Origin of the sequence: Sphingobacterium sp. Ag1 (assembly GCF_000988325.1) — a bacterium.
GTDB lineage: Bacteria > Bacteroidota > Bacteroidia > Sphingobacteriales > Sphingobacteriaceae > Sphingobacterium.
Genome location: NZ_LBGU01000043.1, coordinates 253,016 through 275,294 on the forward strand (window position 1 = coordinate 253,016; position 22,279 = coordinate 275,294).

At 42.5% G+C, this 22,279-nt stretch carries 12 protein-coding genes; 11 read left to right on the forward strand and 1 reads right to left on the reverse strand.

All coding sequences use genetic code 11. The annotated features are described in order from the left end of the window. Positions 1-119: 119 nt before the first annotated feature. Positions 120-638: a ferritin-like domain-containing protein gene (locus AAW12_RS18705; RefSeq protein WP_112375903.1), complete on the reverse strand. Its 519-nt coding sequence runs from the start codon at positions 636-638 to the stop codon at positions 120-122. A 305-nt stretch (positions 639-943) separates the two neighbouring features. On the opposite strand from AAW12_RS18705, the gene AAW12_RS18710 reads away from it, so the two are divergent. The 11 genes from AAW12_RS18710 (at position 944) to AAW12_RS18765 (ending at position 22,261) form a co-directional block, all read left to right on the forward strand. Beyond that, positions 944-3,442: a hypothetical protein gene (locus AAW12_RS18710; RefSeq protein WP_046675162.1), complete on the forward strand. Its 2,499-nt coding sequence runs from the start codon at positions 944-946 to the stop codon at positions 3,440-3,442. A gap of 248 nt (positions 3,443-3,690) precedes the next feature. Continuing rightward, positions 3,691-6,804, forward strand: a complete 3,114-nt coding sequence (locus AAW12_RS18715) for a SusC/RagA family TonB-linked outer membrane protein (protein ID WP_084823264.1) — start codon at positions 3,691-3,693, stop codon at positions 6,802-6,804. Between the two features lie 11 nt (positions 6,805-6,815). After that, on the forward strand, positions 6,816-8,486 hold the full coding sequence (locus tag AAW12_RS18720) for a RagB/SusD family nutrient uptake outer membrane protein (protein ID WP_046675163.1): 1,671 nt from the start codon (positions 6,816-6,818) through the stop codon (positions 8,484-8,486). 16 nt (positions 8,487-8,502) lie between these two features. After that, positions 8,503-9,447, forward strand: coding sequence for a BT_3987 domain-containing protein (locus AAW12_RS18725; protein ID WP_053003809.1), 945 nt, complete (start codon positions 8,503-8,505; stop codon positions 9,445-9,447). 18 nt (positions 9,448-9,465) lie between these two features. Beyond that, positions 9,466-10,914, forward strand: a complete 1,449-nt coding sequence (locus AAW12_RS18730; protein WP_053003810.1) for an alpha-L-fucosidase — start codon at positions 9,466-9,468, stop codon at positions 10,912-10,914. 86 nt (positions 10,915-11,000) lie between these two features. Next, a complete protein-coding gene (locus AAW12_RS18735) occupies positions 11,001-14,582 on the forward strand; it encodes a glycoside hydrolase family 2 TIM barrel-domain containing protein (protein ID WP_084823235.1) in 3,582 nt (1,193 codons plus the stop codon). Between the two features lie 446 nt (positions 14,583-15,028). Beyond that, on the forward strand, positions 15,029-15,580 hold the full coding sequence (locus tag AAW12_RS25690; protein ID WP_053003811.1) for a putative glycolipid-binding domain-containing protein: 552 nt from the start codon (positions 15,029-15,031) through the stop codon (positions 15,578-15,580). Between the two features lie 142 nt (positions 15,581-15,722). Then, entirely contained in the window at positions 15,723-16,061 is a 339-nt protein-coding gene (locus AAW12_RS18750; protein WP_046675164.1) for a hypothetical protein, read from the forward strand. A 476-nt stretch (positions 16,062-16,537) separates the two neighbouring features. Further along, positions 16,538-19,567, forward strand: coding sequence for a SusC/RagA family TonB-linked outer membrane protein (locus AAW12_RS18755; RefSeq protein WP_046675165.1), 3,030 nt, complete (start codon positions 16,538-16,540; stop codon positions 19,565-19,567). A 5-nt stretch (positions 19,568-19,572) separates the two neighbouring features. Continuing rightward, a complete protein-coding gene (locus AAW12_RS18760; RefSeq protein WP_046675166.1) occupies positions 19,573-20,910 on the forward strand; it encodes a RagB/SusD family nutrient uptake outer membrane protein in 1,338 nt (445 codons plus the stop codon). 13 nt (positions 20,911-20,923) lie between these two features. Beyond that, on the forward strand, positions 20,924-22,261 hold the full coding sequence (locus AAW12_RS18765; protein ID WP_053003812.1) for a hypothetical protein: 1,338 nt from the start codon (positions 20,924-20,926) through the stop codon (positions 22,259-22,261). Positions 22,262-22,279 lie beyond the last annotated feature (18 nt).

Here is a 22,279-nt window from a genome sequence, read left to right on the forward strand (position 1 = left end):
CTAAGCTTTGAAGAAAATAAAGTGATTGTGGCTAGGGATAGGATGTTTTTTGCCAAAGATACCTCAATGGACGATTGCACAGGTATAATAAATGCCCGGATTGCCGGGCATTTATTAACTTATGACGCTGACTCGTTTACTGACGAGACGGCTATTTCTGTGAGTAATGTATCGGTTTGCTTTTCCTCATCAAGTGTTTGTTGAAGCAATTGCTCGGCTTCAGTATGGTTCATTAATTTTGCAAATGTGACAAGGCAACCATAGCTGGCGATTTCATAATGTTCAACTTTTTGGGCTGCAGAAATGAGTGCGGCATCTAGTGCTGGATCGCCTTCAAAATTTTCGATGATTTCATCAGCTTCCTCCAGCAGACCTTCCATAGCTTTACATTTTTTCCCGCGGGCAGCAATGCCCAACGCTCCAAATACTTCTTTAAGCCGCTCGATCTGTCCTTCAGTTTGGCTGTGGTGCTCCTCAAATGCTTGTTTTAATTGTTCGTCTTCTGCGGCTTTGCTCATTTTCTTTAAACCTTTTAAGAGCTGTTTCTCCGCGCCTAAAATATCTTTTAATTCGTCTACAAATAACTCATGTAAATGCTCGTTTGGCATTTGTTGCTGATTTTGATTCGATTTTGCCATAATTCTTTTTAGAGATGGACATGAGTCAGAAGAAGATCGTTTTTAAAAATTCTTAATTTTGATTTCCGTTTTGTCAATTCGGGAGTACAATTATTGGAAAAGGTCTAGAACGTTTTGCCGGGGATCAACTATTCCTAATTTTTTTCAGTGTGCTGGATCATCCGATGTAATTATTGTTGATTATTAAGTTTGACCCACTTCAACCGTTAATATTCTGTTGCCTGTTTTCCCTAAAATAAGAAATATATGTACATTTACGGTATTAACAGATAACCAATAGCTATTTAACAATACTGAATTTCTGCATGAAGTCAATTTTGATTTTTTTTATCAACCTACTGTGGTTATGTTGTTATCAACTTTCAGGTCAAGGTTTAAAATTTCAGGGCAGTGGTATCTTAATAGAAAAAAGGCCATCTCTTCATGTTTTTGAATATACCGCACCTCAGTTTTCAGGGGATTTATCCATTGATTTTGAACTATCGTTTCAGGATCTCAGACATTTTGGGTATATATGCTATTATCAGGATGAAAACGAGCGGATGCCCATAAGTCTTATTTATAATAATTTAGGGAATGGACGGAGCCGGTTTACACTCAATAAAGAAGGAGCCCTAAATCTGATAAGTTTGGAATTGGATCAGAACCAGCTCAAAAAAAATGTGTGGATTCCATTCAATTTAAAGTTCGATGCACTCCGGAAGAAGATATCTTTGACAATAGGGAAGGTTCGGGGTGAATCTAATTATAATTTTTCAGAACGAACGTTCTCGCCCAAACCGATTTTCGGACTGAATCCCAGTTCCGTTGATGTTCCTTCCTTTTCGCTCCGGGACCTTAAAATTTATAATACAAAAAAAGCCTTTTTCTTTGGATTTGATGAACACGAGGGTACAATTGTCCATGATCAAAAATCGGAAAAAGTAGGTGCCATTAAAAATCCAGTCTGGCTGATAAAAGATGCCTATCATTGGAAAAAACTACTGCAGTTTCAAACTCCCAACACCGCAGGTATCGCATATCATCCATCCAATGCTTTGTATTTCATTGCAAAGGATTCGCTCCGTAGATTCAGTCTAGAAGACGAAACTTTGATTGCCGAAGCGTATGCCAATACTTTTCCACTTAATAATTGGAGTCTGGGAATGATACTCCCAATGCAAGGCAATACGCTTGCGGCTTATGAAATAGCCTCCTCCAGTAAGGAACCGACCCTCACATATCTCCATCTAAACACAAAAAGATGGTCTCCTGCTCTTGTTGGTGGGATTGGACGGCAGATGCACCAGCATACACATTGGGCCGACAGTGCCGATTCTTCGCTGTATACATTTGGTGGTTATGGCAATCAGCAGTATTTTAACGAATTCTACCGGTTGAAGAGTCAAGGTTGGGAAAAACTTGATTTTACTGGAGAGCTTCCTACACCCAGATTTTATTCTTCCTGGGGGAAGATACCAGGAAGCAAAGAGATGCTGCTCTTTGGAGGGATAGGAAATGCTTCGGGCGACCAGACACTTGGGCGTACCTATTATTACGACTTTTTTAAAGTTGATTTAGCCAATAAGAAGATTCGGTCACTCGGAAAGATAGCATGGAAAAACAAGGATATGGTCTTTGCCAGAAACCTGATCTACATGAATGATAGCAATGTTTATGGCCTTTGCTATCCCGAATATGAACCAAACAGCTTTGCGCAGCTGGTGCAGTTTGACCTGAAACAAATGACCTACAAGATGGTCGGTGATAGCATTCCATTTCGTTCCGATATGATTACCACGAATCTCAATCTCTTCTACAATCCGGAACAAAAGAAGTTTATTGTCACGACTCAGGTCTTCGAGGATAGTGGGGGAGCAAAGATTTCCGTTTATTCATTAAATTATCCAGCCTACAGTCTAGAACAGCTTTTAGGTTCCATAAATTCTACAGGCCATTATAAGAAATGGATTATCCTTCTCAGTTTATTTGGAGCTATCGCTATCCTGTTGTATCTTAAATTCTGGTCTAAAAAGAAGGGCGCATCAGCGGTGAAAGTAAAGACTGCAAACGAGGCAAAGGCCTTCGCGGCGGAAGTGCCATTAACTTCTTTACCTGTTGTGACTGAGCGAACAGCAAATAGTATCTATTTTATTGGACATTTTGCAGCCTACGATTCCAAAGGACGTGTAATTACACACTTATTTAGCCAGCGTCTCAAAAATATTTTCTTGATTTTGGCTGCCTTTAAAGGCCGACAGGGGATTTCATCCACACAATTAAGTCAAATTCTTTGGCCCGGACGGGACGAGTATTCCGTGAAGAACTTACGCGGCGTTACGCTAAATCAATTGCGAAAAGCAATTTCGGGAATAGACGGTATACAAATTATTTTTGAAGAGGGGCTTTTTAAGGTCCAGTGTCAAGACAATTTTTTCTGCGATCTTTTGGAAATAGATCAGTTGCTAAGGCAAGAGGGAAATAGCAGTAACGAAATTTTGCTTTTACAGCTATTGCATCGGGGAGAATTCCTTTTGGAATTCTCTGAGGAGTATACAAAGATCTTGCTCAATGATTGGAAAGAAAATGTCCTGCAGCATTGGGTGCCTTATTGGGCAGCAGAAATTAAAAACGAAAGCACGAATCACATGACCGCTTTGAAGACTTTTCACGAGCTTTTCCCATTGGACGAGACGATTATTAGGTTGTACCTAAAATCATTGGCGGCCCATAACCTTTTCTCGGAATACCAAAAAACGCTGAACCGATTTAAAGAACTTTACCTGGCAACTTACCATCAACCCTATGCCGGTAATTTGAGTTAGCTAATCTTCATTTCTGTGGCGGTTAATGCTTTTTTTTGTGGCATTAACCCACTATTAACCCATCATTAATCGTCAAAATAGTAGAATGCACTTAATTTCGGTGCTATCAAACCAGCGATTTGCAACGCTGCAAGATTTACCAATTATACATTCTAATATGACAAACAATGATCAAAAATTTACCTTTTTTGGATTACTCGATTAGCCATTTTAATCGGTTCTCATTTTCCAGAAGAAAAGTCTGTTTTATGGCAGCAATTCTTCTCGGAAGTTTTCATGGTCAGCAAAGCAGCGCCACCGAACTAAAGAATTATGTTAATAACATGCAGCAGGTTGTTATTCGTGGTAAAATTACCGACATGCAGCATAATAGCCTTGAAGGAGTTAGTATCTATTATGAAGGAAGCAGAAATGCTACCAAAAGCGATGCTAATGGAAATTTTCAGATTCAGGTCAATACTAAGACCACCGGTGCTTTGCGTTTTACTTTAATAGGCTATAAGGAGACACGGCTTAACTTGAATGGCCAAGAAGTTTACACCGTTCAACTGGAACCGGAAACTAAAGTCCTCGACGAGATTGTGACGGTAGGTTATGCAAGGGAAAAGAAAATCAATCTGACCGGAGCGGTAGCATCTGTAGATGCGAAAGTCCTGGAAGATCGCCCATTGACCAATCTGGGGCGCGGTCTTCAGGGCGCTATCGGAAACCTTACCGTCGGTGTGGGCAATGGTGCTCCCGGCAATGGTAGTAGCTTTAATGTCCGTGGATTGACTTCCGTAAACGGCGGTGGTCCTTTAGTACTGGTGGACGGTGCACAGGTCAATCCAAATATGATTAACCCTGCAGATGTCGAAAGTGTAACGGTACTTAAGGACGCCGCATCTGCTTCCATCTATGGTACGCAGGCTGCTTATGGGGTGATTTTGATCACAACGAAAAAAGGAAAAGATGGACCTGCAAAAGTTTCGGTCCAATCGAACGTGTCCGTTAACAGCCCACTTCGTGTTCCGCAATATGTAAATTCCTGGGAATTTGTCAACTTCCACAACGAGACCAATAAAAATTCTGGGGGGGGCGACTATTACGATCAAAACTATATGGATCACGTATATGCCTACTTTACAGACCCAAGGCATAATCTACCCGCCTTTCTTGATCCCGGTAATCCCAATAAATACCTTTATGCCGGCAATACAGATTGGATTGCGGAGACACGCAAGAAAACTGCGCTGATGCAAAACCATAGTGTATCGCTGAGTGGAAAATCGGATAAGGTAAATTATTATGGTTCTGCAGGAGTACTGGATCAGGGCGGTTTTCTAAAACATTATGATGATCGGTACCAACGCTATAATCTCAATCTCAACCTAAGCGCGCAGCTAAACAATTGGCTTGAAGTCCGTCTGAAAACCAAATATAATCATGCTTTTCGAAATACCCCCTACGGGATGAATTCCTTTGGACTAGAGGAAGGCTTTTATGGGGCAGATTTGCGGCCATTGATGCCCGTTTACCACCCGGATGGAACGTTTTCAGGACAAGGCAGCTGGACAAACATGGTCGCGCTTCAGGAAGTTTCCGGTACGCGTAAGCATAAGGAAAATGATGTCTGGGCTGGCGGTGGATTTACATTGACACCCTTGAAAAATTGGACGGTTAATATGGACTACAATTTCAATATGTATTCCATTAACAAAAAGTATCATGGCAAGGAAATCCTGGAATCGACGGCAAATCCGGATATCGTCACTGTCTATCCGCATACCACGCCCAGTCGGGTTCAATATACCAATGACGATAACTATTATCAAAATGTGCGCGCCTTTACAGATTATGCACTCAAGCTGGACAAGCATCAGTTCAAATTTTTGGCAGGTTACGACTATGAAAAGAAGACTTACCGCTGGTTTAATGCGGAGCGTCTCAATCTGATCAGTAACGATCTGGCTTCGCTCGGACAGGCCATCGGTGAGAAATATAACAACAGTGGTGAAAGAGCCAATGCGACAATGGGATATTTTGGCCGGATCAACTACAACTACGACGACCGCTATCTGATTGAATTAAATGGCCGATACGACGGTTCGTCACGCTTTCCAACCAATAAGCGTTTTGTGTTTTTCCCATCCATATCCGGTGGCTGGCGTATTTCCAATGAAGCGTTTTTCAAAGGATTGAAAGCTACCGTGAATGAATTGAAAATCAGAGCTTCCTATGGTGACCTAGGCTCACAAAGTCAAGGTGGCGATTATCCGTATATACCTGTTATGTCTACCAATGGTGAAATGGGTTATATCGTTGATGGTAAGCGGATAACGAGCGTGAATCCACCCGATCTGGTCAGTCCAAACCTCACTTGGGAAACCATCAGACAGTTTAACTTTGGATTGGACTTGGCAATCCTTAACAATCGTTTAACCGGTAGCTTTGACTGGTACCGCCGCAATACACTTGATATGATTACGAGTGGTACGCCTGTTCCGGCTATCCTTGGTACCGGCGTGCCCCAATCGAATGCCGCAGATCTAAAGACGATCGGCTGGGAACTATCCTTAGGCTGGCGGGATCGGAAAGGAGATTTTTCCTATGGTCTGAGTGCTATCTTATCGGATAATAAGGGTACGATTACACGATACAATAATCCACAAGGAAGCATTTGGTCACATTATCCTGGCAAGGTTTGGGGTGAGATCTGGGGCTACCAAACCGAAGGACTTTTCCAGAGCGAAGCAGAGATCAAAGCACATGCCGATCAATCGAAGGTGTACGGCGGGACATGGCATCCGGGAGATGTCAAATATAAAGACTTGAATGGCGATGGTGAGATCTCAGAAGGCAAAGGCACACAGGCGGACCATGGTGACCTAAAAATAATCGGCTATAATGAGCCTCGCTATGCTTTTGGCTTTCGTGGTGACATGGCCTGGAAAAATTTTGATTTTGATTTCTTTTTTCAAGGTATTGGAAAGCGAGATGTTATGCCTGGGGGAAATCAATTTTGGGGTTTTACAAGCGAATGGAGTGTGCCATTTAAACACGCGTTGGACGCCTGGCGCGAAGACAATACCGATGCATACTTTCCCCGGTCAAGCTATGATAATGCCAATGGTAATAGAAAAACACAGACCCGCTATCTTCAAAACGCAGCCTATCTCAGGCTTAAAACGATCAGTATAGGGTATTCGCTACCCAAACAACTGCTGGCCAAAGCCAAAATTGAACGGGTGAGAGTTTATGTTACGGCCGAAAACTTGTTTACGGTGACCAGTCTATTGAATATATATGATCCCGAACTGGTCGACTTTGGCAAACCACCCTTATTTAAATCTTTCTCATTCGGTATTAACTTAACCTTGTAAATCGAAAAATCATGAAATTCAATAATTTGATACTTTATTTTTCCATCATTTTTCTGATGGGTTCATGTAAGAATGAACTGGAGTTATATCCTGAGGATGCACTTTCAGACCCTTCGTTCTGGAAAACTGATCAGGATCTGGAACTGTATGCTTCCAGATTTTACACCAATCTGCCGGGAGCTATGGGCCCAGGGGCAGACAACCAGTCCGACTGGTATGTGAGCAACTCACCAAATGGTTATCTCTTTGGTACTACTGTCGTACCGACCTCAGGTGGCGGTTGGTCCAATGGCGATTGGTACAACATCAGGGCCTGCAATTATTTTTTGAGGAATTACAATAGAGCCAAGGGCAATCAGGCGAAGATCAACAAAAGTGTCGCCATGGTGCGATTTTTCCGCGCATGGGAATATTTCGGCAAGCTTAAAAATTTCGGGGAGCTGCCCTGGGTGAATACGGACTTGCAGATAGATGCAGAACAACTCTTTTCGGCGCGAGACTCGCGTCAGGTGATTGCCGATTCCATCGTAGCAGACCTGGATTTTGCTATTGCCAATCTACCTGCTGCCAAAGAGGTTAAGTCGGGCGAACTGCATAAGTATGCTGCCCTAGCATTTAAGTCACGCGTTTGCCTATACGAAGGAACCTATCGTAAATACCGGAATATAGCAGGCTGGGAGCAGCTTTTGCAAAAGTCTGCCGCTGCATCACAACAGATCATCGATTCCAAAAATTATGCAATATGGAATAATGGACAGCCTGCGACCGATTATACCAATCTTTTTTTGCAGGAAGACCTGAGCAAAAATGCCGAGTGTATTATGCCAAGAATTTATGTGCCCGAACTTTTGATGCACAACAATACACGCCAGCTGGAGGAGAGTTTCACAGGCTTGAGTAAGAGCGCAGTGGAATCTTACCTATGTAAAGATGGATTCCCGATCGCTTTAAGTCCGCAATATAAAGGTGATCAGCTACCCGTTACAGAACTGGAAAATCGAGACCCAAGATTGTTACAGACCATTGATAATCCGAAACTACCTTTTAAAAACCTCGAGAACGGTACCATACAATACCGAAAATTACCCATGATCGATCCGCAATATTGTACTACAGGGTATTATGTGATGAAATACCACTCACCAGATCCTGCGCAGTGGAATTTGGGGCTGTCCACATTGGATGTTTTTATTTTTCGCTATGCGGAGGTTCTCCTCAATCATGCTGAGGCCAAAGCCGAACTTGGTCAATGCACACAGGCTGTCTTGGATCAGACCATAAATCCGATTCGGGATCGCGTAGCTCTGGCCCATCTGAATGAAAATGTGGGTTTTCAGGATCCAAACTGGCCCGTTTACGGCTATGGTTTAGGAGCTCTACTTCAAGAGATCAGAAGAGAGCGTGCGGTAGAATTGCTCGGAGAAGGGTTCCGTTGGGATGACTTGGTGCGTTGGAAAGCAGGTAAACTTATCGAGAGTCCGAAAACAGTGTTGGGGATCCGAGTGACAGATGCGCTGAAAAGTCAATACGCAAGTTTTAATAAAGAACTTGATGCCAATGGCCTGATAAAAGTATATCCCCAATTGGCGCAACGGAAGTGGAACGACAAGATGTATCTAAGGCCACTGCCAATTGACCAGTTGACATTAAACGATAAACTAAAACAAAATCCCGGTTGGTAAAATTAAAATAACAGCAATGAAAACGATTATCTTATTCGCATGTCTGTCTTTTCTTCTTTTTTCCTGCAAAAAGGAGGAAAATAAGGGAAATGAAGTCTATATTACAGGAGCAGCAAATCCCGTTGATCTTAAAATAATTCTTAACGAGAACCCTGTAATAGCCTATTTCACGCTATCTATGGTAAGTCCATATCCCATTCCTACACAAAGTGGAATAAACAATGACATTCAGGTAGACCTGAGTATCGACGAGTCAGCAGTCCAAGATTACAATACAAAAAATGGAAAAAATTATAAACTCTTGCCGAGCAGCAGTTATCAATTGCCCAGCAAGGTGATGATCCCGGCCAATAAATATGTGTCCGATAAAATTCCACTTCGTATCACTGGGCTGGGCAAGATGCAACCCTTTGAAACCTATCTTCTGCCTGTTCATATTGCCGGTGTAACAGGTAGTGTAAAGGATAACAGCCATCAAACGCTGGTCTATGTTGTGACCGGCTCTCTGGATGCGCAGGCGATGCCATTATTATCAAGGGCTAAATGGACTGTAAAGGCGGTCTCATCGGAGGAACTTCATGGTGAAGGTGCAAACAACGGACATGCTATTCACGCCCTGGATGGCGATCGAGGTACCTTTTGGCATACGCAATGGCAGGGTAACGAACCTCACCCCCCGCATTTTATTACGCTCGATTTGGGAGAAAATACCACAATCAAGGGCTTTTCTTATGTGACTCGGGATTTTGGCGCCAGCTGGCCTAAAGTAATGGAGATTGAGGTCAGTGACGATAATATCAGCTGGTCCAAAGCAGCTGTCTTCGATAATTTGCCAGCGAAGGGTGCGACCGAGTTCCGCTCTTTTTTTGCCAAGGAACAGCAGGTTAGGTACGTTAAAGTCAATATAAAAGACGTGTATGGTGGCACCTCCACACACGTCGCAGAAATTAACCTTTTTTAAATTTAGTTACAATCGTTTATGAAGAAGCTATTAGGTAGTATGTTACTCGGATTGCAGTTGTGCAATTCAGCCGTGCAGGCACAAGAAATCAAACCCCATGGATTAACACCCAACAAGAGACAGGTCGACTGGTACAATCAGGAGATTATTGTATTTTTCCATTTCGGTCTCAACACCTTTGAGGAGTTTGTCAATGAAGGTGATGGTAAAGCAAGTACCGCATTATTTAATCCGACAGCACTGGACTGCGGGCAGTGGGCCAGTACATTGAAAGCAGCCGGAATCACCAATGGTATATTAACAGCAAAGCACGCCGACGGTTTCTGCCTATGGCCAAGTGCTTATACCGACTATAGTCTTAAAAATAGTCCCTGGAAAAATGGAAAGGGAGATGTGATACGGGAATTCACGGAAGCATTCAGCCGCCAGGGACTTAAATCCAGTATCTACCTCGGGCCACATGACAGGCACGAACATCTTCATCCCGAATATTCGATTGAAAAATATAAACAGTATTATGCCAATCAATTGGGCGAACTTATGGGCAATTATGGACCCATTTGGGAGACATGGTGGGATGGTGCGGGGGCTGATGAACTTACTACCCCGGTCTATAGCCATTGGGCGGCGACAGTAAGAAAGTTGCAGCCAAACTGTGTGATCTTTGGTACAAAAAACTCCTACCGTTTTGCTGATGTGAGGTGGGTAGGCAATGAATCGGGAAATGCCGGTGACCCATGCTGGTCTACCATCGATTCGCTCAGCATCCGCGATGAGTCCGCACATATTAAGCAGTTAAACGAGGGACAGCTCGGCGGAGATGCTTACATACCTGCCGAAACGGATGTATCCATCCGTCCGAGCTGGTTCTACCATCAGGAAGAAGATAAGCTGGTCAAGACGACCAAAGAACTTTGGGATATTTATTGCAGTTCCGTGGGTAGGAACAGCGTACTGTTGCTCAATCTTCCGCCCGACCGTAGGGGACAGCTTTCCCCGATTGACTCGACCAACATTGTGCGTTTGAGACAAGGATTGGATGAGACATTTGCACATAACCTTTTAGCCGGGGCAAACATAAAAGCAAAAAATCCACGCAGTGAAAAATATACAGCTCAGCATCTGACAGATGGATCAAAAGAGACATTTTATGCTTCCAATGAGGGAAGTACAACCGACGAAATCACATTTCAAATGGGGGAGAAGAAAGCGTTTGATTGCTTGATGATCCAGGAAGTCATCGAGCTAGGCCATCGTACGACCGGTTGGGAAGTGGATTACTCCCAAGATGGAAAACGTTGGAATACCATCAAAGAAACCAAGGGAAAGCAATCGATCGGCCATAAATGGATCGTGCGTTTTTCGCCTGTTGAGGCCAAGTACGTTCGCCTGCGCATTACGAAAGGCGTAGCTCCTGCCGCTCTCCATACCTTCGGTGTCTACAAACAGTCGCAAATATTTAAATAGGTGTTATATTCGCAAGCATAGGGTCTACCGATCATTGGACTATTCTCATGATCGGGCCCTGTCTTGTTCATGCTAATTGAACAGTAATGACATTCCATCAGATACAAAAAATCATCTTTCTTTTTCTATGCACGCACTATCTTGCGATAAGCTATGGGCAACAATTGGATACAAGTAAGTATTATAAAATAATCAGTCCCCTTGGTTTGGCTTGGGACAATAAGCAAAGTGCCGAGAATAATAGCCCAATTTACCTCAACACACCCAAGGACAAAGATGAAGGACAGATCTGGAAGATCAGTCTGACGGACAATGGACTGTATACCATCACCAACCCTTTTGTAGGGAAAGCCATCGATAATAATGGGAGCAGCGATGAAACAAAAGCTGAGCTTATCCAATGGGATTACAATGGGAGTAACCTCAATCAACAATGGCGTTTTCAGGTAACAGGAACAGGTGGCGTGGTTATTTCGCATCCAGCAACAAAAATGGAAATTGCCGTACGTACTAAGGATGCCGATGGCTCAAAGATAGGGCAACGCAAAAATGCGTACCAAGTCTGGAAGCTGGTCGCTGTTGAAACGGTGGTGCCGCAGAAAATTGTACGTGAAAAAAGCATGCTGGAATGGGAAAATGAACAGTTGTTTGCCGTCAACAAGGAAGAAGGACACGTCACATTTTATCCTTTTCCTTCAATCGGAAAACTGAAAGAAGATCCCTATTTTGAGTTTCCGTGGATTTTTCCTAAAAGCTCACGGGTACAAAGTCTAAATGGCAAGTGGAAGTTCAATTGGGTGAAAGAACCGAACCTGAGACCCATGAGTTTCTACAAAGAAGGTTTTTCGACAGCAGCGTGGCAGGAAATCACCGTACCTTCCAATTGGGAGATGGAGGGATATGGCACCCCGATTTATACCAATATCACCTATCCATTTAAAAACGAACCTCCATTTATTCTGCCGCAAAAAGGCTATACCAATGAGCAGGAGATCAACCCGGTGGGGTCTTATAAACGGCAGTTTACCTTGGATGAAAACTGGGAAGGAAAGCGTATTTATGTTCATTTTGACGGCGTATATAGTGGTATGTATGTTTGGGTTAATGGGCATAAGGTGGGCTATAGTGAGGGAGCAAATAATGATGCGGAGTTTGAGATCAGCAAGTATGTCCGTAAAGGCACCAATACGATTGCCGTGCAGGTTTTTCGTTGGACCGATGCCAGTTATATCGAAGATCAGGATATGTTTCGGCTCAGCGGTATACACCGTGATGTCTATTTAGTTGCCCGTCCGGAGGAGCATATCCGGGATTGGCGGCTTTCTTCAAGGTTTTTAACGACAGATCTCAGCCGCGTCGAACTCAGTAGTCAAGCCATCTTTGCCCGAGATTCGTCCATTGCCCCAGCTGACCAGCAGCTTGTTCTCACGATGTTGGATGCGTCAGGTAAACTTGTTGCACGTGCTCAGGCAGGCCCTAAGGGCGATGCAGATAGCAAAGTCCTAGTTGTCGACAATCCCCACCTGTGGTCGGCGGAAGATCCCTATCTGTATACCTTGCTGTTAAGTACCCTGGATGCCAAAGGCAATGAGCAGGAAGTCCTCATGCAGAAATATGGCTTTAGGTCGATACAGATTGCGGGCGGACGTGTTCTTATCAATGGGAAGAAAGTATTCTTTAAAGGTGTCAATCGACATGATATCCATCCCAGGTTTGGCAAAGCTGTGCCTGTCGAAACCATGTTGCAAGATGTCAGGATGATGAAGCAGAACAATATCAATACCATACGTACCAGTCATTATCCCAATAGTTCCAAAATGTATGCGATGTACGATTATTTTGGTTTGTACGTGATGGATGAAGCAGATCTGGAGAATCACGGTAACCATGGTATTGCGAACAATCCTGATTGGATTCCAGCATTCAATGATAGAATAAGACGCATGATACAACGCGATCGTAATCACCCTGCTGTTATTTTTTGGTCGCTGGGCAATGAAGGTAGTGATGGCGAAAACTTTCGTGCGGCAGCCAAAGTTGCTCGGGAACTTGATCCCGGACGTGTGATCCACTATGAGGGTAAAAACGAAATTGCGGATATTGATTCCCACATGTACCCGTCGCTCGAACGTATGGAGCAGTTTGATAAAGAAGGCGATCCACAGAAACCCTACTTTCTATGCGAATACGCACATGCTATGGGCAATGCTGTAGGAAATTTGAAAGAATATTGGGATTACATCGAAAATAATTCCCAACGTCTGATCGGGGGCTGTATTTGGGATTGGGTAGATCAAGGACTGAACAAACCGGGCAGACCGGCCGATGAATATTACTATGGCGGTGACTTTGGAGATAAGCCAAACGATGGCGATTTTTCCAATAATGGTTTGACCACACCCGATCGGCGTGTAACGGCCAAATTATTGGAAGTTAAAAAGATCTACCAAAACGTAGCTATTAAGGGAATAGCCCCTGAGCAAGGTACCTTCAGTATCCATAATAAATATAATTTTACCAATTTGAATGCTTTTCATTTAATCTGGCAACTGCTGGAGGAGGGAAAAGTGATTGCATCAGGTCAGGTTCCAGCACTCAACCTCAAGCCAGGTGATTCTGCGAAGATAACCCTGCCACTGGCAAAATATGTGCAGCAAGGCAAAGAATATCTGGTAAATTTCAGTCTTGAGCTGGCCGCCGACAAGTCTTGGGCCACGAAAGGAGCAGTGCTTGCCGCGGAGCAGATTCAATTACGGGCGCGTACTTATCCCAAGACGATTGCACTGACTGCTGTCGAACCAATTCGTTACGAAGCGCATGGCAACAATATCCATGTCATGGGGAACAGATTCCATGTTATTTTTAGTTCGGAGCGTGGTACAATGACCTCATTTCAATACGATGGTGTTGAAATGATTGAAGATCAACAAGGGCCTGCGCTCAATTGGTACCGTGCGATCAATAATGATAAATATACGGATCTCAATTATTATACAACCGAGTGGGAGAAAACGAAGTTTAGCTTTGCTTTTGATTCAGCAAAGCGTTCTATCCGTTTTGAATTGGGTAATAAATTTACTGTTCGGGCAGAGTCCACGTTTGAAATTTCTACTGTAACAAGGTATACCCTCTACGGTAATGGTGTATTGGATATCGAAACCCAATTTTCTAAACCTATAGATGAGCAGCTTATTCGGCGACTTGGTTTGCGTATGCAGTTAACACCGAGCCTGAACCGTGCAAACTGGTATGGAAGAGGGCCATTTGAGAATTACCGTGACCGAAAAGACGCTTCGTTTATAGGTCTTTATCATGCCGATGTCGATGATTTTCTCGCCGAACATTATGTACGTAGCCAGAGCACGGGCAACCGCGAGGATCTGCGATGGCTGGAAGTTCATGACGGAGCTGGACACGGCTTTCGGGTCAGAAGTTTTGGGGATTTATCGTTTTCGCTTTTGCCTTTTACTGACCAGCAACTTTGGGAGTCGAAGCATGATTTTAGGTTAAAAGAGATCCGGCAAAACAAAGTCTACTTGAGCTTGGATTGTTTTCAGCAAGGATTGGGCAATGCGAGCTGTGGTCCTTTGCCGCTGGAGAGATATCGACTACCCAATAGCGCAACTTTAGGTTTTTCGTTTAGAATCGAACCTCTTAAATTGCCTTAAAATTGGCGTGGAAAAGCAATGGCTGAGATTGGGCATTGGCTACGCTCAGCTTTTATGAGAATACTTAAAACCCTCTCCTGTGAATAATATGCCAACAGGAGAGGGTTTTAAGTGTAAGGTTTTAGTCCCTCTATTTTGGTTGATTGAACATATAACGCGCTATTTTCCACGCGCCATTTTCCCGTTTCATTAAGAAAAACTCGCGATTAATTTCTTCTGTTTTTTGTCCCGTGGCGTGGATCAGCTGCGTGCCATGTGATTGTGTGCGAACAAACGCAATATCGCCCACCACGGTAATTTCTTCGATATCAAATTTTACATGGAGTTGTATAGCGCCCTTTTCTTCTTTATTGCTTTGCCAAATAAAAAGTTTTTTTAAAATGCCTTAACGCGCCACAAATTTTGATAAGGTCTCTGCGTAAATTAGCAATAAATAAATTTTAAAGATGAAAACATTAATTTGGAAGGGCATTATCTACAATTCCCTCGAATATTTTAAACTGACACAACAGGGAGGCTTTTTTATGGTCGATTCCAACATTATTGGGTATTATGAAGATAAAATCTATACCCTCAAATATCATTTGAAGATTGACGAGCATTGGAATGTTCAACGTCTTGATTTGGAATATGAAGTGAATGGCGTTAATAAAAGAATAAAAGGAAATAAAGTTAAAAATGACTGGGAAATAAATGGATCGATTAATAACGATTTTCAGGGTATTGATTATATTGATATCTCCCTCACACCATTTACCAATACACTTCCGATCAATAGTTTGAATCTCGAAGTCGGTGAGAGTACGGATATCAAAGTGCTCTATTTTGATATTCTAAACGACGGCATAAAACCAGTTCATCAGAACTATTCGAAAACGAACATGTTAACCTTTCAATACAAGAATGTTCCGAAAGATTTTGAGGCCGACCTTGAAGTAGATCATTTGGGTTTAGTGGTCGATTATCCGGGATTATTTACCATGACAGCCGAAATTTAGCAAGCATCTTCCGGAGCTCCGAAGAACTTCCATTTATGGTCCCGGCGTTTGCACTCAAAGGAAAAGATGAAATCGTGATGAAGTTTCTAAAAACAATATTCCTTTTAGTGCTGTCTTAGTTATGTAACATAAACAGAGCACTATGAATTTTGATATGATTAAGTGTGAAGACCTCGGCCAGGCCATACATATACCAAACACGACGGAAGACCATCACGAAGAAACTTGGTTTGTGAAATTTGGCGAGGAAATAATAGGTGTTGGACTTTTTCCAAAACAAAGCTCGAGCTGCGTTTTGGCAATCGTTGGCGATAGCTATGACGACAAGAAAATACTTGGCGACATTGATGCACATGATAAAGTGATTATTGAAGGATTGAATATCGCTTTTGAAGGCTACTTAAGATCCATCCGCGGTGATGTAGTCATCGGCGAAAAGAAAGTAGATGATTTCTCGCACAATAATCAAAAGTTGGATTAATACCCTATAAAAAAACTGCTCAACTGTTGAGGCAGTTTTTATTAACCTTTATACGTTTTTTAGTAGCTTCTAAGAGCTCTTTTATCTCTAACTGAATAATCTACATTTTGCCTCGAAAGCTGCGACATAGGTAATGATAGTCAATGTGGTGGAACTGCATAGGCTCAACGATGTAAATAAAGTCTATTAAAATAGTAGTCTTTATGAAAAATATTTTTATATTAGCATCGTTTGTTTCAATTGGCGTTGGCAACGATAAAATCTAAACCATTAATAAAACGTATGAAAAATTTACATCAAACCCGATTTTCTTCTCTTCGAGCACGATTTGATTGTGTTAATCTCTATTGTATTTCCCACCGAATGCGTACCTAAAACGACAAAGGGAAGTTTACACCTCCCTTTGATTTAATAAGCAAATATCAAGTTCAATTGGCGTTGGCACTTGCAGTATTCACTATCAAACACCCAAAACTATGAAATATCGTAGAGTATTTTCGTACTCGCTTTCTATTTTTTTTATCTGGGCCTCTATCGCAGCAGTATTGGCACAAGAAACAAAACCGATTATCAATGCTTCTCTTTCGGGAACGGTAATTGATGCCACGACAAAAGAGCCTATAGAAGGTGCTACCGTTCAGCTGGAAGCAGTAACACATAACGTGAAAACCGATCGAAAAGGAAAATTTTCCTTTGTAACAGGACAAAAATTGCCTTTTAAGCTAACCGTTACTTCGGTTGGGTATACAACTCAAAACCTTGTCATTGAAACGTCTCCGGCAATTATCGAATTAAATAGATCTACTGAAAGTCTGGATGAAGTCGTCGTTGTTGGGTATACAACTATAGCGAAAAAAAATCTTATTGGTGCCGTGGATCGGGTATCTCAACAAGCTGTAAAAGACATCCCAACAGGTAGTTTTGATGCACAGCTCCAAGGAAAGGTGGCTGGCATGCAGGTTGCGGCCAGTTCCGGAATACCAGGAGATGCATTGCACGTCCGTTTGCGGGGAGCAACCTCTATCAATGCAGACAATAATCCTTTGTATGTCATCGATGGTGTGTTTCTAAATTCAGAGAGCCTGCAAACGATCAATACAGGCGGGAAGGCAACGTCTCCTATTGCAGATCTGAGCCCTTCGGACATCGAACATGTTGAAGTGCTGAAAGACGCTGAAGCAACCGCTCTTTATGGATCACGGGGTGCTAACGGGGTGATTTTGATTACAACCAAACGGGGGAAAAATGCACAATCGGCAAAGATTGATATCAACCTTTACGCAGGAAAGGCAAAAGCCGCTAAACTATGGGAATTGACCTCGGGGCCCGAACACGCTGAACTGGTAAACGAGTATTTTAAAAATATTGGTCAGGCGCAACCATTTAGGCCTATTGCAGACGGGGGGAGAGGATTACCTGCTGAACAACAGACGTACGATAGGCTTTCGGAAGCTTTTCGGACAGCAGGAGTATATAATGCAGATCTATCTGTCTATGGTGGTAGTGATAATACCGCTTACTATTTGAGCGCTGGGTATAACAAACAGGAATCCATCTTAAAACCAATATCGTTTGATCGGGCTAATTTTCGCTTTAACATAGACCAGAAAATAAATAATAAACTTAAAATAGGATCGAGTAATGGTATCTCGAGGACGGGACGCAACCAAGGTCGTGCAGGGGATGGTCCTCAAGGAGGTATTTTACAGGCAGCTTTACATACGCCGACCTATCTATCGCCCTACAATGACCAAGGTGTTCTGGTGGGTAGAGCCGGATTTGACAATCTAACATTGTTATTGGATAATTATGATGTGGGATCAACAAGTTTGCGCTATATCGGAAATGTTTATGGTGAGTATCAGATTACACCAGCATTGAAGTTTCGTTCGACATTTAGTGTGGATTATAACAATTACAATGAACACGAGTACTGGAATAAATTGCTAATTGCTGGAAGTGGTGTAAATGGATTGGCCACTTCTGCAATTTCACAAGCAACAACCTGGATCAATGAACAAACATTGACCTACCGGAAAAGATTAGGCTCCCGCCATACCATTGGCGCATTGTTGGGAAATACCTTACAGGGTAGTTATTTTTCGCTCACCTCTGCAGAAGGTCGGGGCTTTGCAACAAATGACTTTAAACTAATCAATACCGCTGCTACAACAACAGGCAACCAAGACTGGAATCAATATAAGCTGGCATCCTTTTTCGGAAGGGTAGATTATGCCTTTGATGACAAATATTTAGTGGATCTCTCCTTACGCGCAGATGGGTCTTCAAAGTTTAATAAAGGATATCAATGGGGTTATTTTCCGGCAATCGGTGCTGCTTGGCGCTTAAGTAAAGAAAGCTTTTTACAAGATGTTGCTTTCTTAGATGACCTGAAGCTAAAAACCAGTTATGGTCTCACAGGAAATCAAAATGGCATCAATTCCTTTGCTTCAAGGCAATTGTGGTCGGGTGTGGGGTCCTCATACCGAGGAGTTGCTGGAGTTTTTCCTCAACAATTAGCCAACCAACAGCTTAGCTGGGAGACGACATCCCAGTTTAACATCGGTCTGGATGCGGCTTTATTGAACAATAGATTAACTGCGGCACTAAACTACTATTACAAATATACCAAAGACGGATTATTGACGGAAGTTTTACCTGGGACCACAGGTTTTGGCAGTTTTACAAACAATGCTGTGGAGATCAGTAATAAGGGTTTTGAGTTGAGCATGAGCTCGCTCAATATCCGAAACGATGTTTTTTCTTGGAGTACCTCCTTTAATATTGCTCGAAATATAAACAAGATCGAGAAATTAGCGACGCCTCAAAATTATGGTAGTAGAGATCTTATTCAATTCAGGGAAGGATATCCTATGTATTCTTTTTGGCTATACAAACAATTATATGTCGATCCACAAACAGGTGATGCGGTGTACGAAGATGTTGACGGTGATGGTCGTATAACAACTGGAGACAGGCAGATTTTGGGTAGCATCTGGCCAGATTATTTCGGGGGATTAAGTAATGATTTTTCCTATAAAAATTTTGATCTGACTACATTCTTTACATTCTCTATAGGTAACGAAATATACAATCACAATAGATTTTTTGGAGAGGCTGGCGGCGCTAGAGATGCTGCGCGGGTCATTTTTAAATCTAATCTCGACCGCTGGCAACAGCCTGGAGATATTACCGATGTTCCGCGTTCTGATGGCGTAAATAATAATAATTACAAAGATGGTGGTGGCAGATGGCTGGAAAACGGGTCCTATCTGAGATTTAGGACTTTAAGCTTAGGGTATAATTTCACCTCGAAGAGCTTAGGAAAATCGCCATTTTCAAAGTTGAGAATATATGTGCAGGCAACCAATTTATTCACGATTACGAAATACACAGGGCTTGACCCCGAATCGGCGGCGAACAGCGCAGCAAATCAACAAGGAATTGATTTGGGAACCCCGCCCCAGCCCAGAAGTTTCCAGCTAGGTGTTAATTTAACTTTATAAACGTCATGAGAACAAAATTTATCTATATATTTTACCTCCTCTTATTTACAAACTGCTCTTCGTTCTTAGAGGTTGACCCCAAGTCCTCTATTTCAGGAGATGGTATCATCAAAGACGAAACATCCGCCAATGCGGCCATTAGTGGCGTGTATGATGCATTGAGAAGTTACTACAGTGTAAATTATCAGTCTATTGCCTATTTATCGGGCGATAATGTTCAATGGACAGGGTCACAGTCACAAATACAGGAGTTTATCAACCACAAAGTCAATCCAGAGAATGGAACGATAGCATCTACGTGGAATGGGATTTACACAACGATAAATCGTGCGAACAACGTCATTCGCGCAATTACGAATGATCAAGGCGATGGAATACCGACAGCCGTGAAGGATAAGGTTTTAGGACAAGCGTATGCCATTCGGGGATTGGCCTATTTTGATTTGGTGCGCGTCTGGGGTGGAGTTCCATTAATTAAGGAGCCAACAGACAAAGTAGGCGATAATATCGGCATCGCACGTAGTACAGTTGAACAGACGTATCAGCAAGTTCTTGATGACCTCAACTTGGCCGAAGGTCTTTTAAGCAGCACAACAGATCGATTTGCTTTTACCAAGAAAACCGTATGGGCTTTGAAGGCCCGTTACTATCTCTATCAGAAGAATTGGGAGAAAGCGAGAGATTATGCAACATTATTGATCGATGACCAATCCAATTATGAACTCATCGCTCCTTATTATGCCTTTTTTAAAAATGACGTTACCGGAACCAGAGAATCGGTATTCGAATTATTTTATAGTACTAACGAACCAAATCCGCACCGGGCTCAATGGCAACCGCAAACGAATGGAGGGACAAGGCAATGGGCTCCTAGTAACCCCCTGGTTACGTTATTGACAAATGCGAGTACTGCGGGTGCGAGGAGTGTATTAATTGCTAAGGATAACCAAAATCGTTGGTACGGTGATTTATATTACAGAAGTTCAGGTGCCGATCCGACTTATGTCATCCGAATTGCTGAGCTCTATCTTATTCGAGCTGAAGCCTATGCTGAATTAAACGACTATAATCTAGCCTTGGCAGATCTCAATAAAGTTAGAAAACGAGCTTTGCTTTCAGATAGTTCATTCACAACCAGTAAAAGTGAGCTTTTGTTGTGGATTGAGAATGAACGCCGTCTTGAATTCGCTTTTGAGGCGCATCGGTGGTTTGATTTGGTTCGGACAGGTCGAGCACAGCAGGTATTGGGAATAGGCGAATCATTCCGATTGTTGTTGCCCATCCCCTATAGTCAGATTCTCGCCGATCCGGCACTGAAACAAAATCCAGGTTATTCATCCTAAATATTGACGTCAGATGGCATTATATTTTAAAAAACACAAACCGGAGAAGTATCTTCTTCGTGTGAGCATACTCTTTATTTTATTGCTCAGTCTGCCCTTGCAGCCAGAATTCTATAAAACGTTATTTACGATCAGCTGGCAATATTTTATTGCGGACGTATTCAAGTTAGTGACATTTTTGCCGCACTATTTCGGTGAACAGAATAGTATACAAGATTGGATATTGATCTTGATTATTGCATTAGTAGGAGCTGTTATTTGGCTGAAAAGAGACAATACCGACAATGATGTTAGGGAGCAGTTATACTATTATTATCTAAGAATATTTGTGCGCTTTAAGCTAGCTGCTATATTGTTTGTAGCCGGCTTTCTCAAACTGTTTCCCATATTTGTTCCTGAGCTATCCTTGAGTCATTTAAACACAGCATATGGTTATTTTGCGGATTGGAAGCACCTACTGTTAAGTTTATCGGCAGCTCCAGCATATCTGGTTTTTTTGGGTATTGTTGAACTTGTTGCCGCGACACTTTTGCTTTTTCGGAAAACAGCTTTTCTGTCTGTCATTTTTGTTATACCCTTCTATGGAAATGCATTTTTGGCCGATTTGGCGTATCAAGGGCCCAGCTATTTTGTTTCTATTTATATTATCTTATTGACTTTGCCCATTTTTCTGTATGATGTACAACGTTTGGGATCACTGATTGTCTCTCTTAAAGAAACATTTCCCGCCGGGTGGAAATTGGATTGGAAAACAATAAGCTGGTCAAAATGGCGGATAGCACTCAAAGTAAGCTTCGTGTTCGTGTTTGTGTTATTGGTGGCAGTAAGGTCTTATTCGGTATACCAGCATCCGGATCAATCGCTACATTATCCAAACCAAGATGGTCTGCCAGCTATCGAAGGTAAATATCTAGTGGATACTTTTATTTTTAATGGAGATACATTGGCGTTTTCACCAACTGACAGCGTAAGGTGGAAGGACGTCGTATTTGAGCGATGGAATACAATAAGTGTACGAAAAGTAAATACAGTTTTCAAGGATATAGCCCCCGCCGCCTTTCTCAAACGGGAAGATCAGCAAAAAGATTATGAATTCACCCAGACCGGAGACCGCCTCTATTATCGGTATACGATTAGCGGCGACACGATCGCGCTTAAAAATCCAAATAATAATTATCCGAATGATACCTATCGCTTTAAAGTAGAGCGGCCGGACAGCCTCCATGTGAATTTGGTCGGAGTTAATGCACACGGAAATACGGTGAAGGTCAATCTCCGTAAGGTAGATAAAAAATACTTACTATACGAAGTAAAGAAGATCGGACGCCAAGGACTTGGATACAAATTATAAACGTTTAAACTATTTTGA